Here is a 15,450-nt window from a genome sequence, read left to right as displayed (position 1 = left end):
CTATTACCGAGTCGGCTCCAGTGCTGTTAGAAGCGGGCCCTTAGCCCGCCATAAAGAGCCCGCCTTTCGATCGGATAGAAGATCGCCCGGCTCGCAGGCGTCAGCTTCGAATAGTCGACCACGGCGCTGATGTCCCCGACCGCCCGCTCGCCGGTCAGGTTGCGCGCATCGAGGAACAGGGTCAGCCCCTTCCGCACTTCCGCCTGCGCTCCCAGGTTCAGCGTCGCGTAATCGCCCACCCGCTTCGTGTTGGCATAGTCCACCCAGGCACCCTGCGGCAGCCACTCGACGGCGGGCGAAATGCTCAGCCGCTCCGTCCCCAGCTTCAGTTCCGCCCGGTAGAAATGGCGCGGCGCCACCGGCAGGCGGTTGTTCCCGAACTGCGCATCGCCCCGGAAGCGGAAATCGCTATATTGATAGACTTGCCGCAGCGTCGCCCAAGGCGTCAGCGTCAGGTCCAGTCCTGCCTCGACGCCCTGATGGCGCGTGCGGCCCGCATTGAAGGTCGCCGCCGGAATGGCGCTGTCGCCCGCGCCATATTGCAGCATCTCGCCGCGAAGATCGGCCCGGTAGATGCCGATGTCCCAACGGGCTATGCCCAGCGTCCCGCGAGTGCCGACCTCCGCTGTCCATGCCTTTTGCGGCTGGAGCGGGACGAAGCCGACGGCCAGCGTATCGAACTGCGTCTGGCCAAGCTCGATAAAGCCGGGCAGTTCCACCGACCGGCTATAGTTCGCATAGAATTGCACCGCCTGCGCCGGCTCGACCAACAGCCCGAATTTCGGCGCGAAGGCGTCAAAGGACGCATCCCCGCTCCGCGCCGGAGCGAAGCGGTTGTCCAGCCGCCGCTCGCCATGGGTGTAGATGCCGCCCGCGATCAGCCAGAGCCCCGCAAGCGGCGCGATCCGCGCCTCGCCATAGCTGTTGATCGTCTGCGCCCGCGCCTTCTGATAGGATGTCGGCGCCCCCGCCCTGCCGTTCGCATTGACGAACTGCCGGAACCGGCCCTGCCCGAAACGCGCCTGCGTGCCCAGCGTCAGCCCGACCGGAATCCCGCCAAGGTCACCAGCCAGGTCGAGGCTGGCAAAGACCCCGCGATCCTCCGATTTCTGGTCCACGACCTGATAGATCGGATGATCCAGCGCCTTGGCGTTATAATAGACGCCGAACGCCAGCTCCCCGCCATCCAGCGCCACCGTGGTGCGGTTCTGCAAGCGGATCGAATCGATGTTGCGCGCCTGATCGCCAGTAAAATTGCCCTTCGCCGGATGATCCAGCGCGTCGCTTTCATTAAGCGCGCCGGACAACTTCTGCCGGATCGTCTGCACGCTGGCACAGAAGCGCGTTTCGACCCGCTCACTGAGTTTCAGCCCGACATTGCCGTTGAAGCGCAGCGCCCTGCGCCGTCCATGGTCGCGGTCGCCGTCGGACCGGTCGGCGGTCACCGCGGCCCAGGCGTCGCCCCGCGCGTCGGCATGGCCATAGGCCGCCTTCGCCCGCAACGTGTCGAACGACCCGCCGTCGACCCGCATCTCCACGCCCGGCGCCGTGCGCCCGGTCGGCGTCACCGCATTGATCGCCCCGCCCAGCGTCGACCCGCCCAGCCGCAGCGCGTTGCCGCCGCGATAGACCTCCAGATGCTGGAAGACCTGCGGGTCCAGTTCCTGGAAGTCGCCATTGTCGTCGGCCATGTTGATCGGAATGCCATCCTGCAACAGCGTCAGCCCGCGCATATGATAGCCGCGCGACAGGCCCGACCCGCGAATGGAGATGCGCACCTCTTGTCCGAAGCGCGGCTGGGTGTAGACGCCGGGCGAGAAGCTCAGCGCATCGCGCAGGGAGATGGCGAGCCTGTCCTCGAAATCCCCGGCCGACACCACGTCGACGCCGCCGGGGGTGCGGACGACTTTCGCCGCGGCTTCCTCCACCACGGGGCTGGCGGTGACGATGATCCGGCTCTGCTCGGCCTCCTCGGCCAAAGCGGGAGCGGACAGGGAACAGGCAAGCGCGCACAGCGAGACGCCGCGCGAAACGGAAAAGACTGGCATGAAATGATAACCTTACTGAAAAATCGCGGAAAAATGGCGGATTTTCAGAAGGCGGGCGGCCCCGAGGAGGGCGGCGGCGGCGCGGCCAGCCGCGCGATCAGCCCGGTCTTGAGCGCGAAGGCGATGGGCCCGAAACCAAGCTGCCAGGCGGGCAGGGGCAGATCGGCCAGAGCCAGCGGCGGAACCAGCGGCTGCACCGATGCGGCAAAGGGGCAATGCTGCTGCCCCGGCGCACCGTCGTCCGGACGATGCCGGCCCGACTCGCCATGCCGGTCGAAGGCGCCCCGGTCGACCACGACATTGACCGCGCCCTGCCCGGTGCAGAGCGTCACGACGACGCCCCGTTCGGTCCGCACCGGCATGAAGCCCGAAGGCGCGACAAGCTGGATCGCGAGGACGAGCAGGGCCAGCGCAGCCAGCAGGCCCCTTGCCGATTCCGATCGTCTGACTGCCCCCATCATGGCCCAGGCCCTAGCGGCGGCGGCCCGCCCTGTCACTAGGACAAAAGGGCCAGGGGCCGCACACTCACCTTGACGTAAACGTAAAGCACCGTTACATCAGCCGGCATGGACAAACACACCAGTATCGCCGGTATCGAACTGCCCGATCACAGCGACCGGCAGTCTTATACCATCACCGACCTGTCGGAAGAATTCGGCGTCACCGCCCGCGCCCTGCGCTTCTACGAGGATGAAGGGCTGATCGCCCCGGAACGGCAGGGCCTCGCCCGCATCTATTCGCGCCGCGACCGCGCCCGCCTGGCCTGGATATTGCGCGGCAAGCGGGTCGGCTTCAGCCTGTCCGACATACGCGAGATGATCGACCTCTATGACGCCGACGAGGAGCATGAGGAACAGCGCCGCGTCACCATAGAAAAGTGCAGGGCGCGCATCGACCTGCTCACGCGGCAGAAGGACGACATCGACGCCGCCATAGCGGAACTCTCGCAGTTCGTGACCGTCCTCGACAGATAATCCCCCACCAGAACAGAACCGTCCGGAGAAGATCATGCCCAGCTATACCGCCCCCGTCCGCGACACCCGCTTCGTGCTCGATCACATCGTGGGGCTGGACCGCTACACCAACCTCCCCGGCTTCGAAAATGCGTCGGCGGACCTGGTCGACGCGATCCTGACCGAAGGCGGCAGGATCGCCGCCGAAGTCCTCTTCCCCCTGAACGCCGTGGGCGACAGGGAAGGCTGCACCCGCCACCCCGACGGCAGCGTCACCACCCCGACCGGCTTCAAGGCGGCCTATGACGCCTATGTCGAGGGCGGCTGGACCACGCTGCACGCGCCGGCCGAATATGGCGGCCAGGGCCTGCCCCATGTCGTCGCCACGGCGGTCAGCGAATATATCCTCTCGGCCAATCACAGCTTCGAAATGTATCATGGCCTGACCAGCGGGGCGGTGGCCGCCCTGCTCGCCAAGGGCAGCGAGGAACAGAAGCGGAAATATCTGCCCAATATGGTGTCGGGCAAATGGACCGGGACGATGAACCTGACGGAGCCGCATGCCGGCACCGACCTTGGCCTCATCAAGACCAAGGCGGTTCCGAACGCCGACGGCAGCTACGCGATCAGCGGCACCAAGATCTTCATTTCCGCGGGCGAGCATGACCTTGCCGAAAACATCATCCACCTCGTCCTTGCCAAGACCCCCGGCGCGCCGGACAGCAGCAAGGGGATTTCGCTGTTCGTGGTGCCCAAGTTGCTGGTGAACGAGGATGGATCGCTGGGGCAGCGCAACGCGGTCTCCTGCGGATCGCTCGAACACAAGATGGGCATTCACGGCAACGCCACCTGCGTCATGAACTATGACGGGGCCACCGGATGGCTGGTGGGCGAGGAGAACAAGGGCCTGGCCGCCATGTTCATCATGATGAACGCGGCGCGGCTGGGCGTCGGCCTCCAGGGCCTGGGACAGGCGGAGATCGCCTATCAGAACGCCGCCCATTATGCCCATGACCGCCGTCAGGGCCGCGCCCTGACCGGCCCCAGGGACCTGGAGGAAAAGGCCGACACGCTGTTCGTCCATCCCGACGTCCGCCGCATGCTGATGGAGGCGAAGGCGCTGACCGAAGGGCTGCGCGCGCTGATGCTCTGGGGCGCGCTCCAGGTCGACCTTTCCCATCAGGCCGCCACCGAAGAGGAACGCCAGGCCGCCGACGATCTGGTGCAATTGCTGACCCCCGTGATCAAGGGCTATGGCACGGACAAGGGCTTCGACGTCACCGTCATGGCGCAGCAGGTGTTCGGCGGCCATGGCTACATCTGGGAAAATGGCGTCGAACAATATGTCCGCGACGTCCGCATCGCCCAGATCTACGAAGGCACCAACGGCGTGCAGGCGATGGATTTGGTCGGGCGCAAGCTGCCGATGAACGGCGGCCGCGCGCTTCAGGCCTTCCTGAAGATCGTCGCGGATGAAGTGGCGCAGGCCAAGGGTGACGAGAAGCTCGCCGGCCTTGCGGAGGCGCTGGAAAAGGCGAGCGGCCAGCTTGGCGCGGCGACCATGTGGCTGATGCAGAATGCGATGAAGAACCCCGACAATGCCGGGGCGGGGGCGGTGCACTATATGCACATATTGGGCATCGTCGCGACCGGCCTGATGTGGCTTCGCATGGGCAAGGCCGCGGCGGCCCTGCTCGCGGCGGGGGAAGGCGACGCGAAATTCCTGGAAGCCAAGCTGGTGACCGCCCGCTTCTTCGCGGAACGCATCATGCCCGACGCCGGCGCGCTCCGCCGCAAGATCGAGGGCGGCGCCGACAGCCTGATGGCGCTCGACCCGGATATGTTCCTGGCGGCCTGACCGCCGGGGCAGGCAAGGCGCTCCATCCGGCCCAAGCCGGACGGAGCGTCCCTGCGTTTCAGGCGGCGAGGGGCAGTCGTTCGGCCGGACGCCGCGCCGCCGGGGCGGCAGGGCGGGCTTCGGCCCTGGCCAGTCCGGCGACATAGCGCTCGGCAACGACGACATCGCGGCGATAGGCAAAATATAGCGACAACAGGGAGAACATGGCGACCTCTTGATAAAAGGATTGCTGCGTTGCAGCATCGACGCCCATCTGGGGTCAGCGGGAAAAATCCGCAAATGCAATGGCTTCGAACGCGATTGCAGAAAGCTCATCCTCATGACCGCGCGCATCATGGCTGGATTTTGAGCGGCGCGATCCCGCTTGCAGGCCGATGCTCCCGCTTTCGGCAAACCGTCCCAGTCAATCCAGCGAAGGCGGAAAAGCCGCGCCCTGCCTTCGCAGGCGCCCGTCGCGCATAGCGCCCGCAACGGACCGTCCACCGCCCCCCTTCATCGCCACCGACCATTGACCCATTGCGCGCGGCGCGGCATGGGCCCATCAAACGGGACATGATGCAGCGAGCCGCTTCGTGAACGGGCCAGTGCCGGCAAGCCGCACGCTCGGCCTGCCCGCCTGCATTGCGCTGGTGATGGGCAACATGATCGGGTCCGGCGTGTTCCTGCTGCCCGCCTCGCTCGCGCCGTTCGGCTGGGATGCGGTGGCGGGCTGGATATTCACCATCGCCGGCTCCCTCCTCCTTGCCTATGTCATCGCCCGGCTGACGGTGCGGATGCCCGACGCCGGCGGCACGGCGCAGTTCATCACCCGCGCCTATGGCCCGTCCGCCGGCTTCGCGATCGGGTGGATATACTGGATTTCGGTGATCTTCACCAATGTCACCATCGCCGTCGCCGCCACCGCCAATCTCAGCAGCATCCTGCCCGCGCTGCACCGACCCGGAATGGGGGCGCTCCTTTCCATCGGTTTCCTCTGGGCGACGACCGGCATCAACCTGGTCGGCGCACGCGCCGCGGGCGCGACCCAGCTCGCCACCACCGCGATCAAGCTGATCCCGATAGCGGTCGTCTTCGTCCTGCTCGCCCTGACCTTGGGCCATGGCCGGGCGCAGGTCGCGCCATTCCCCGCGCAAGGCTTCACCAGCGCCGGCATCACCGCCTCGGCCGCGCTGACGCTCTGGGCGCTGCTCGGCTTCGAATCGGCCAGCGTCGCCGCCGACAAGGTGCGCGATCCCGCCCGGACAATCCCGCGCGCCACGCTGATCGGCACGGCAGTCACCGGCCTCATCTACCTGCTGGTCTGCTCCGGCATCGCCCTCACCCTGCCGGCGGAGGAAAGCCGGTCCGGCTCCCCCTTCGCCGCCTTCGTCGCGCATTACTGGTCGCCCGGCCCGGCGGGGCTCATCGCGGTCTTCGCCACGATCAGTTGCCTGGGGGCGCTCAATGGCTGGACATTGTTGCAGGGTGAAGTGCCGCTTGCCATGGCGCGGGGCGGCGAATTGCCGCGCTGGCTGGCCGGGACCAACGGTCGCGGCACGCCGGTCCGCGCGCTGCTGCTGTCCTGCCTGCTCGGAACGCTGATGCTGATCGCCAACAGCCTGCAGGGGCTGGTGGCGCTGTTCACGGCGATGGCGCTGCTGTCGACCTCGGCCACGCTCTGGCTCTATGTCGGCTGCGCGCTGGCGGCGCTCAGGTTCCAGCTGGCGGTGCCCGCCGCTCTGCTGGGGCTCTGCTATGCGCTCTGGACATTATGGGGCGCGGGGCTGGTGCCCAGCGGAGCAAGCTTCCTGCTGATGGCGGGGGGATTTCCCTTTTACGCCTGGGCGCGGCGGGACCGAAAGTCCCTGCCCTGTCGCCATTCAGGCTGAGCCCGGCGAAGCCCTTCCCTTCTCCTCGAAGAAAGAAAAGCCCCTCCACCAGCTCGGGGCGAACGAAGGCAGGGAAGACCATCCGAAGGGTGGAGGGAAAATCAGTCCCCCCACAATTCCTTGAGCTTGCTGAAGAAGCCGGTCGATTGCGGGCATTCCTCGCCGGTTTCCGTCTCGCGAAAGGCTTCCAGCAGTTCGCGCTGCTTGGCGCTCAGCTTGGTCGGCGTCTCGACGTCGACCTGGATCACCAGATCGCCCTGCCCACGCCCGTTCAGCACAGGCATGCCCGCGCCGCGCTGGCGAATCTGCTTGCCCGACTGGATGCCGCTCGGAATCTTGATCTCATGCCGCCGGCCATCCAGCCCCGGCACCTCGATGACCCCACCCAGGGCGGCGGTCGTGAAGCTGACCGGCGCGCGCGCGAACAGGGTCGTGCCGTCCCGTTCGAAGATCGCATGCCGCTTCACATGCAGGAAGATGTAGAGATCGCCGGCCGGCGCGCCCCGCGCCCCCGCCTCGCCCTCACCCGACAGGCGGATGCGCGTGCCTTCGTCGACGCCGGCGGGGATGTTGACGGAAAGCGTCTTGGGCTTGTCCACCCGCCCCTCGCCCCGGCAGCTACGGCAGGGGCTTTCGATCACCTGACCCGCGCCATGGCAGGACGGGCAGGTCCGCTCGACCACGAAAAAGCCCTGCTGCGCCCGCACCTGGCCATGGCCATGGCAGGTGCCGCAGCTCTTGACCCCGGTGCCCGGCTGCGCGCCCGAGCCGTCGCAACTTTCGCAAGGGGCCGAAACCTCGATCTCGATCTCGGTCTTCTTGCCGTGATAGGCGTCGTCCAGCGTGATTTCCATGTCGTAGCGCAGGTCCGCCCCGCGCCGCTGCGCCTGCCGCCCGCCGCCGAAGCCGCCCGCCGCCTGACCGAAGATCGTCTCGAAAATATCGCCCAGATCGGAAAAGCCGCCCGCGCCGCCGCGCCCGCCGCCGAAACCGCCGCCATTCTGGAACGCCGCATGGCCGAACCGGTCATAGGCCGCGCGCTTCTGCGGGTCCTTCAAACATTCATAGGCTTCCGAAACGGCCTTGAACTTGGCCTCGCTGTCGGTGCAGCCCCCGGTCTTGTCCGGGTGATATTTCATCGCCAGCTTGCGATAGGCGCTTTTGATCGTGGCGGCGTCCGCCGTGCGCTCGACTTCGAGCAGTTCGTAATAGTCGATTTCGGTGCTCATCTCGCCCCCGGCGTCCCTGCCCCGTCAAGGCCATAACAGTCCTGACGGGGCAAGCACATCAGCTTACGCCTTGTTATCGTCCACTTCGGAGAATTCGGCATCGACGACATCGTCATCCGCCTTCGGCGCGTCCGCGCCCGGAGCAGCCGCAGCCGCCTGCTCCTTCTCGTAAATGGCCTGCCCCAGCTTCATCGCGACCGTGGCGAGTTCCTGCGCCTTCGCCTTCATGGCTTCCGCATCGCCGCCCTCGACCGCAGACTTGGTGGCCGCGATCGCGGTCTCGATCTCCGACTTCAGGCCAGCATCGACCTTGTCGCCATGCTCGGAAAGCTGCTGCTCGGTGGTGTGGATCAGGCTTTCGGCATTGTTCTTCGCCTCGGCCGCCTCGCGCTTCTTCTTGTCTTCCTCGGCAAAGCGCTCGGCATCCTTGACCATCTGGTCGATGTCGGCGTCCGACAGGCCGCCCGAAGCCTGAATGCGGATCTGCTGTTCCTTGCCCGTGCCCTTGTCCTTGGCATGGACATTGACCAGACCGTTGGCGTCGATGTCGAACGTCACCTCGATCTGCGGCACGCCGCGCGGCGCAGGCGGGATGCCGACCAGATCGAACTGGCCGAGCAGCTTGTTGTCCGCCGCCATCTCACGCTCGCCCTGGAACACGCGGATCGTCACCGCCTGCTGATTGTCGTCGGCGGTCGAATAGACCTGGCTCTTCTTGGCCGGGATGGTGGTGTTGCGGTCGATCATGCGGGTGAACACGCCGCCCAGCGTCTCGATGCCGAGGCTCAGCGGGGTCACGTCCAGCAGCAGCACGTCCTTGACATCGCCCTGCAGCACGCCCGCCTGGATGGCGGCGCCCATGGCGACGACTTCGTCCGGGTTGACGCCGGTGTGCGGTTCCTTGCCGAAAAATTCCTTCACGGCCTCGCGCACCTTGGGCATGCGGGTCATGCCGCCCACCAGCACGACTTCGCTGATCTCGCTCGCGCTCACGCCCGCATCGGCCAGGGCCTTCTTGCAGGGATCCATGGTCCGCTTGATGAGGTCAGCGACCAGCCGCTCCAGATCGGCGCGGGTGATGGTCTTGACGAGGTGCTTGGGACCGTTCTGGTCCGCGGTGATGAAGGGCAGGTTCACTTCGGTCGACTGCGCCGAGGACAGCTCGATCTTGGCCTTTTCGGCCGCTTCCTTCAGACGCTGCAGCGCCAGCTTGTCCTTGGTGAGGTCGATGCCCTCATCCTTCTGGAAGCCCGAAGCCAGGAACTCCACCAGCTTGGCGTCGAAATCCTCGCCGCCCAGGAAGGTATCGCCATTGGTCGACTTCACCTCGAACACGCCGTCGCCGATCTCCAGGATCGAGATGTCGAACGTGCCGCCGCCAAGATCATAGACCGCGATGGTCTTGCCGTCCTGCTTCTCCAGCCCGTAGGCGAGCGCGGCCGCGGTCGGCTCGTTGATGATGCGCAGCACTTCCAGACCGGCGATCTGGCCGGCGTCCTTGGTCGCCTGACGCTGGGCGTCGTTGAAATAGGCGGGCACGGTGATGACCGCCTGCGTCACCGTCTCGCCCAGATAGCTCTCGGCGGTTTCCTTCATCTTCTGCAGGATGAAGGCGGAAATCTGCGAAGGCGAATAATCCTTGCCGCCGGCATTGACCCAGGCGTCGCCATTGGGACCCTTGGCGATGCTGTAGGGCACCAGCTCCATGTCCTTCTTGGTCATCGGATCGTCGAAGCGGCGGCCGATCAGGCGCTTCACGGCGAAGATGGTGTTGTCCGGATTGGTCACGGCCTGACGCTTGGCAGGCTGGCCGATCAGGCGCTCGCCGTCCTTGGTGAAGGCGACGATGGAGGGCGTCGTCCGCGCGCCTTCCGCATTTTCGATCACCTTGGGCTTGCCGCCGTCCATCACAGCGACACAGCTGTTGGTGGTGCCCAGGTCGATACCGATTACTTTTGCCATTGTGTCCTCTTTGAACCCCAAATCATATTCAGCGGTTGACGGCCCCATACCTCACGAAAGCGCCAAGGCAAGGGCGTTTGCGCAAGGGATATAGGCGTGCTTTCGCTTGGCACAAGAAGCTGTGACGATTACCTCCAGGAAACGATCGGAAACGGGACATTGAGGAAGCCTTTGCCCATGCGCGCATTTTACCCCCTAATCGCCCTTGCCGGCCCGCTTGCGCTCACGGCGTGCGGCGATCCCGCGCCCACCTATGTCGATCAGGCCTGGGTGCGGCTCAGCCCCAACAAGGACATGCCGTCCTCCGGCTATTTCATCGCCCATGGCGGCGACGCGGACACGGCGCTGCGCGGCGTGCTCACCGACTATGCGCTGAAGGTGGAGATGCACGAGAGCATGAGCGAGGGCGGCAGGATGACGATGAAGCCGCTCGACAGCGTCCCCATCCCCGCCAGGTCCACGGTCGCCTTCGCGCCGGGCGGCAAGCATCTGATGCTCTGGGGCGTCAACGACACGGCGATCGGCCGCGGCAGGATGACGCTCACCTTCCTGCTCGCCAATGGCGACCGCCTGCTGGTCGACGCCATCATCCAGAAGCCCGGCGCGGCCGCTCCCGTTCCCCCGCAAAAGGAGCATGAGGCGCATTGACCGGACGTCCGCTGACCGAGGCTGAAACCGCCCTGGCCCGGTCGGTGTTCGCCGCCGCCATCGATTATCGGCGGGTGCGGGTGCATAATCGCAAATGGTGGCCGTTCCAGCCGCGGCAAGTCACCATGGCGCCCGACGGCGACCTCTGGTTTCATCCGGAAAGCGCCCTGTTCTGCCCTGATTTCTGCGACAGCCCCCTGCACGTCCAGGGACATTTCATCCATGAAATGACCCATGTCTGGCAGGCGCAGCGGGGCGGCAGATGGTATCTGCCGCTGATGCGCCATCCCTTCTGCCGCTACGGCTATGAGATCGTGCCGGGAAAGCCGTTCCGCCGCTATGGCCTGGAGCAGCAGGCGGAGATCGTGCGGCATGCGTTCCTGTTGCGCCGCGGGGTTTCCGTGCACGGCAAGCCGCCGCTTCCGGTCTATGAGGAGCTGCTGCCCTTCGCCGGCCGGCAAGGGGTCGACGACGGACCGTGATTCGCGCCATGTTCCGGCGAAGGCGCTCCAGCGAGACGGGCGGCCCGGTGCGATGGACCGCCCGGCGACCCTCGCGCTTTCCAGAAGAAAAGCCCGGCGATCCTCGACCGCCGGGCAAAGGGGCATGGCTGGGAGCCGCCCTGAGGAAAGCCGCTCAGCCCTTCTTCTCGGGCGGCAGCGTGATCTTCACATTCTCGCCATTCTGGCCCGGAAAGCCGGTGAACATCGCATCGATCAGGTTCGGCACCAGATAGGTCAGCTTGTTGGAAAGCGACTGGGCCTGCGCCTTGCCCTCGAACAGGCGGCGATTGTCGGCGGCGCGGTCGATCTTCATGCTGAGGTCGCCGGTATAGACGGTGTAGCTGGTCACGTCATTATAACCGCCGGGCCCGAACAGCCACGGGTCATAGAAGCCATAGCCCCAGGGGCGGCCCCAGCGGCCCCGCCAGCCCCAACCGCCGTAGAAGAACGGGTCGGGATTGCCGAATCCGGTCGATCGCACCTTTTCGCGCCCATTGTCGACGCCATAGGCCACGCGCACGATCAGGTCGGCCCGCGCTGGATCGCCGGCGGCGACATAGCCGGTTTGCGTCAGACGCTGGCTGACGAGGTCCGCATAATGCGAAAATTCAAGGCCGCCCGCCAGGCGCGGATCGTCCGCGACAACGGTGAAGCTCTGGCCGGCGGGTGCCGGAAGCTGCTGAAAGCGCGCCACATCCGCCTTGAAGGAACTCGCGCAGCCTGACAGCGCCACAAGCGCCAAAGCGGGCGCCGCGAGGAAGCCGATCTTTTTGAAACGGGTCATTTTTCTTGCGTCCTGTACCAGGCACTTCGCCTGCCAAACATCTTGCGTCCTGCCATGGCAAAACGCAACTGAACATCGTTTGAACGCACGTAACGGGCGAACGGGCGCAAACCATGTCCTGCCATCCGTATGACGCCGCGGCATGGATTATTCCGTCACGAACCGGAAAGGGCCGCCGCTTTGGCGACCCCTGCGGCATCAGCGCATCAGTCCCATCGCGTCATAGGCCGCCCGCAAAGTGGGCGCGGCCGCCGCCGACGCCTTGGCCGCCCCCTTTTCCAGGATGGCGTCCAACGCGGCGTCGTCGGTGCGCAATTCCATGAACCGCGCACGGATGGGGCGGAGCGTTTCCACCAGCAGTTCGCCCAGGGCCGGCTTGAACGCGCCGAAGCCCTTGCCGGCGAATTCGGCACAGACCGCGTCCACGCTCATGCCCGACAGCGTCGCATAGATGCCGAGAAGATTGTTCGCCTCCGGACGCCCGGCCAGCCTCCCGGCATTGTCCGGCAGCGGTTCGGGATCGGTCTTGGCCTTCTTCACCTTCTGCATGATCGCATCGTCATCGTCGGTCAGGTTGATGCGGCTCATGTCGGACGGGTCGGACTTGGACATCTTCGCCGTGCCGTCGCGCAGCGACATGATGCGCGCCGATTCCCTGGGGATGATCGGATCGGGCAGGGTGAACAGCTCCACGCCGAAATCGGTGTTGAACTTCGTGGCGATGTCGCGGGCCAGCTCCAGATGCTGCTTCTGGTCCTCCCCCACCGGCACATGGGTGGCGTTGTAGACCAGGATGTCGGCGGCCTGGAGCACCGGATAGACGAACAGGCCGATGGAGGCGCCCTCGCGGTCCTTGCCCACCTTGTCCTTGAACTGGGTCATGCGGTTGAGCCAGCCGATCCGCGCCGTGCCGTTCAGCAGCCAGCACAGTTCCGCATGGGCGGGCACCCGCGCCTGGTTGAAGAGGACGGAGCGGTCCGGGTCGATCCCGGCGGCGACCAGCGCGGCGGCCATGTCGCGGACATTGCGGATACGCTGTTCGCGCCCTTCATGCACGGTGATCGAATGCATGTCGGCCAGGAAGAAGAAGCACTGGCTCCCGCTGTCCATCTCGTCCTGCATCCGCACCCAGTTGCGGATCGCGCCCAGATAATTGCCCAGGTGCAGATTGCCGGTCGGCTGGATGCCGGAAAGGACGCGCATTCTTCTATCCGTTCTCTGTCTTGGTTGCACTTTTGCGCCGCATCAGCGCCTTCAGGTCCGAGAGCCGATAGGCGCCCGTAAGGAAGCAGGCCACCCCGTACAGCGCGATTCCCGCGCCGACAAGCACCGCCAGCGCCACATAGCGCTGGACCATCACCCCGCCGAGCCATGGATCGAGCAGCCCTTCGCCGGCATAGAGCGCCCCGCCCATCACGACCGCCGCCACGGCGAGGCGGGGCAGGCGCCGCCGCAACTGCCCGTCGGCGGCGAAATGGCCGCGCTTCACCAGCGTCGAATAGAGCATCGCCACATTGACGGTGGAGGACAGCGCCGTCGCCAGCGGCGGCCCGACATGGCCCATCAGCGGGATCAGGACGATGTTCCCGACGATGTTGATGAGGATCGACAGCATCGCATAGCGGACCGGCGTCCTGGTGTCCCCGCGCGCATAATAGCCGGGCGTCAGCACCTTCACGAGGACATAGGATGGCAGGCCGATGGAAAAGGCGGACAGCGCCCAGCCGCAGCGCTCCGCATCCAGCGCGGTGAAGCGGCCATATTGGAACAGGCCCCGCACGATCGGTTCCGCCACGGTGATGAAGGCGACGGTCGCGGGCAGGGTCAGGAACAGCGCCAGTTCGATGCCGCGGTTCTGCGTGTCCATGGCCACCTGCTCCTGGCCCGTCGACAGCAGGCGGGAAATGGTCGGCAGCAATATGGTGCCAAGGCCGATCCCGATCAGCCCCAGCGGCAACTGGTTCAGCCGGTCGGCATAATAGATATAGGTGATGGAGCCTGAGGCGAGCAGCCAGCCGGACAGGGCGGTGGAGATCAGCAGGTTGATCTGCGAAGCCCCGGCCCCCGCCGCCGCCGGCACGATCAGGCGGAGCAGTTCCTTCACATCCGCGTCCAGTCGCGGGCGCTTGAGCTTCATCGACACGCCCGCCCGGCGGCAGGCCCAGATCAGCCACAGCAATTGCAGCGCCCCGCCCACGGTGACGGAAATCGCCTGCACCTGCGCGGTTTCATATTCGTCGGCGCCGTGGAACAGCCACAGCCCCGCGATCATGGCGATGTTGAGCAGGATCGGCGCGGCGGCATTCACCCAGAATTTGTCGAGCGAATTCAATATGCCGCCCAGCAGGGAGGCAAGGCTGATCAGCGCCAGATAGGGCAAGGTGATCCGCGAGAGCGTCACCGCGAAGGCGAATTGCTCCGGCGTCGGGTTCTGGCGGGAGAAGCCGCCGGAGAGCGCCCATGTGATCGGCCAGGCCGCCGCGATCAGCAGCGCGGTGAAGACGACCAGCACCGGCAGCAACACGGCCAGCGCCCGCTCAGCGAAGCGATAGCCGTCCGCGACCCCACCCGGCCCCGCCGCCTTGCGGTTGAACATGGGGATGAAGGCGGCGGAAAAGGCGCCCTCGGCAAAGAGGGCGCGGAACATGTTGGGCAGGCGGAAGGCGACGCCGTTGAAGGCGTCCGACGCGAATCCCGCGCCGACATAGCGCGCCGCCAGCGAATCACGGACAAGGGCCAGCACCCGGCTGGCGAGCGTCAGCCCGCCCACGGAACCAAGGGCCCTGGCGAGTTTCATGGCAAACCCCCTCCTCCCGTTCGCCCTTGGCTTGTCGAAGGGCTGCACTTCTTCTTCATCGGAAGAAAGTGGCGGGCTTCGACACGCTCAGCCCGAACGGGGGGATGGATCATTCCCGGACTCAGGCGTGGCCGGCCGGCTCGCCTGCGGTCTGCGCCATGGCCTGCGCCTGCTGGACATAGAGGCCGCCGAAATCGATGGGATCGAGCAGCAGCGGCGGGAAGCCGCCGTCGCGGATCGCGTCGGCCAGCACGCGGCGGGCGAAGGGGAAGAGAAGGCGCGGCGCTTCGGCCAGCATGAAGGGCTGCATCTGGTCCTCGGGCACGTTCCGCATGCCGAAGATCGCGGCATAGACCAGTTCCACGGCAAAGGCGGTGCCCTGCGGCGCGGTGGCCTTGACCTCGATCTTCAGGGATACTTCGACGACTTCCTCGCCCACCTTGTCGGCGCCGATGTTGAACTGCACGTCGATCTGCGGCTGGTCCTGCCACTGATAGACGGCGGGCGCATTGGGATTTTCGAAGGACATGTCCTTCACATATTGGCTGATCAGCGCGATCTGGGGGCCATTGTCGGCGCCATTGCCGGTGGTCTGAATGGTATCGGCTTCCTCGGCCATCTCATTTCCCTGGTTTTTAAGGTTTGCCTGGCGGGCGGAATGTCCGCGCATGTCGATCCGCGCGCTTAGCAGGGGCGGCAGGAGGGGGCAATGCGGCACATGAAAAGCGGCCATTTGAATATGCGGGGAAACATGCCTATGTTGGTTGCGTTACAGTTTCAGATTCAGTCCAAAGGGTGCC

The 15,450-nt window shown here is 65.8% G+C and carries 14 protein-coding genes; 5 read left to right on the top strand and 9 right to left on the bottom strand.

Features of this window, described 5'->3' with window-relative positions; all coding sequences use genetic code 11:
- Nucleotides 1-26: 26 nt before the first annotated feature.
- Together TZ53_RS13605 and TZ53_RS13600 are read right to left on the bottom strand one after the other, a co-directional pair.
- Nucleotides 27-2,048 (bottom strand): TonB-dependent receptor family protein, encoded by a 2,022-nt coding sequence (locus TZ53_RS13605; protein ID WP_044661632.1) that lies wholly within the window; start codon nt 2,046-2,048, stop codon nt 27-29.
- 44 nt (nt 2,049-2,092) lie between these two features.
- Nucleotides 2,093-2,509 carry a hypothetical protein gene (locus tag TZ53_RS13600; RefSeq protein ID WP_044661631.1) on the bottom strand — a complete coding sequence of 139 codons (417 nt, stop codon included), beginning with the start codon at nt 2,507-2,509 and terminating at the stop codon, nt 2,093-2,095.
- A gap of 105 nt (nt 2,510-2,614) precedes the next feature.
- Between TZ53_RS13600 and TZ53_RS13595 the strand changes: the two genes are divergently transcribed.
- Both TZ53_RS13595 and TZ53_RS13590 read left to right on the top strand, forming a co-directional pair.
- Nucleotides 2,615-3,022 (top strand): MerR family transcriptional regulator, encoded by a 408-nt coding sequence (locus TZ53_RS13595; RefSeq protein WP_025548781.1) that lies wholly within the window; start codon nt 2,615-2,617, stop codon nt 3,020-3,022.
- Between the two features lie 34 nt (nt 3,023-3,056).
- Entirely contained in the window at nt 3,057-4,859 is a 1,803-nt protein-coding gene (locus TZ53_RS13590; RefSeq protein ID WP_044661630.1) for an acyl-CoA dehydrogenase C-terminal domain-containing protein, read from the top strand.
- Between the two features lie 58 nt (nt 4,860-4,917).
- On the opposite strand, the gene TZ53_RS26845 is transcribed toward TZ53_RS13590, so the two are convergent.
- Nucleotides 4,918-5,112 carry a hypothetical protein gene (locus TZ53_RS26845; RefSeq protein WP_037482272.1) on the bottom strand — a complete coding sequence of 65 codons (195 nt, stop codon included), beginning with the start codon at nt 5,110-5,112 and terminating at the stop codon, nt 4,918-4,920.
- Nucleotides 5,113-5,491: 379 nt separating this feature from the next.
- Here TZ53_RS26845 and TZ53_RS13585 point away from each other — a divergent pair, with 379 nt between their 5' ends.
- A complete protein-coding gene (locus TZ53_RS13585; protein WP_229742510.1) occupies nt 5,492-6,727 on the top strand; it encodes an amino acid permease in 1,236 nt (411 codons plus the stop codon).
- Nucleotides 6,728-6,828: 101 nt separating this feature from the next.
- Here the strand turns inward: TZ53_RS13585 and dnaJ are convergent, their stop codons facing one another.
- Nucleotides 6,829-7,956 (bottom strand): molecular chaperone DnaJ, encoded by a 1,128-nt coding sequence (gene dnaJ, locus TZ53_RS13580; RefSeq protein WP_044661628.1) that lies wholly within the window; start codon nt 7,954-7,956, stop codon nt 6,829-6,831.
- Nucleotides 7,957-8,019: 63 nt separating this feature from the next.
- On the bottom strand, nt 8,020-9,918 hold the full coding sequence (gene dnaK / locus TZ53_RS13575; protein ID WP_044661627.1) for a molecular chaperone DnaK: 1,899 nt from the start codon (nt 9,916-9,918) through the stop codon (nt 8,020-8,022).
- A gap of 177 nt (nt 9,919-10,095) precedes the next feature.
- On the opposite strand from dnaK, the gene TZ53_RS13570 reads away from it, so the two are divergent.
- Nucleotides 10,096-10,566, top strand: a complete 471-nt coding sequence (locus tag TZ53_RS13570) for a copper chaperone PCu(A)C (RefSeq protein ID WP_044661626.1) — start codon at nt 10,096-10,098, stop codon at nt 10,564-10,566.
- On the top strand, nt 10,563-11,048 hold the full coding sequence (locus TZ53_RS13565; RefSeq protein ID WP_044661625.1) for a hypothetical protein: 486 nt from the start codon (nt 10,563-10,565) through the stop codon (nt 11,046-11,048). The genes TZ53_RS13570 and TZ53_RS13565 overlap by 4 nt, the downstream gene beginning before the upstream one ends.
- A gap of 154 nt (nt 11,049-11,202) precedes the next feature.
- Here the strand turns inward: TZ53_RS13565 and TZ53_RS13560 are convergent, their stop codons facing one another.
- From TZ53_RS13560 to secB, 4 genes are all read right to left on the bottom strand, one after another.
- Entirely contained in the window at nt 11,203-11,853 is a 651-nt protein-coding gene (locus TZ53_RS13560) for a DUF4136 domain-containing protein (protein ID WP_025551911.1), read from the bottom strand.
- A 198-nt stretch (nt 11,854-12,051) separates the two neighbouring features.
- Nucleotides 12,052-13,056, bottom strand: a complete 1,005-nt coding sequence (gene trpS / locus TZ53_RS13555; RefSeq protein ID WP_044661624.1) for a tryptophan--tRNA ligase — start codon at nt 13,054-13,056, stop codon at nt 12,052-12,054.
- A 4-nt stretch (nt 13,057-13,060) separates the two neighbouring features.
- A complete protein-coding gene (murJ, locus tag TZ53_RS13550) occupies nt 13,061-14,650 on the bottom strand; it encodes a murein biosynthesis integral membrane protein MurJ (protein WP_044661623.1) in 1,590 nt (529 codons plus the stop codon).
- 121 nt (nt 14,651-14,771) lie between these two features.
- On the bottom strand, nt 14,772-15,269 hold the full coding sequence (secB, locus tag TZ53_RS13545; RefSeq protein WP_025551907.1) for a protein-export chaperone SecB: 498 nt from the start codon (nt 15,267-15,269) through the stop codon (nt 14,772-14,774).
- Nucleotides 15,270-15,450: the final 181 nt, after the last annotated feature.

The sequence above is a fragment of the Sphingobium sp. YBL2 genome (assembly GCF_000943805.1).
GTDB lineage: Bacteria > Pseudomonadota > Alphaproteobacteria > Sphingomonadales > Sphingomonadaceae > Sphingobium > Sphingobium fuliginis.
The sequence above is the reverse complement of the archived record's forward strand: the minus strand, read 5'-3'. Positions and strand labels throughout refer to the sequence as shown.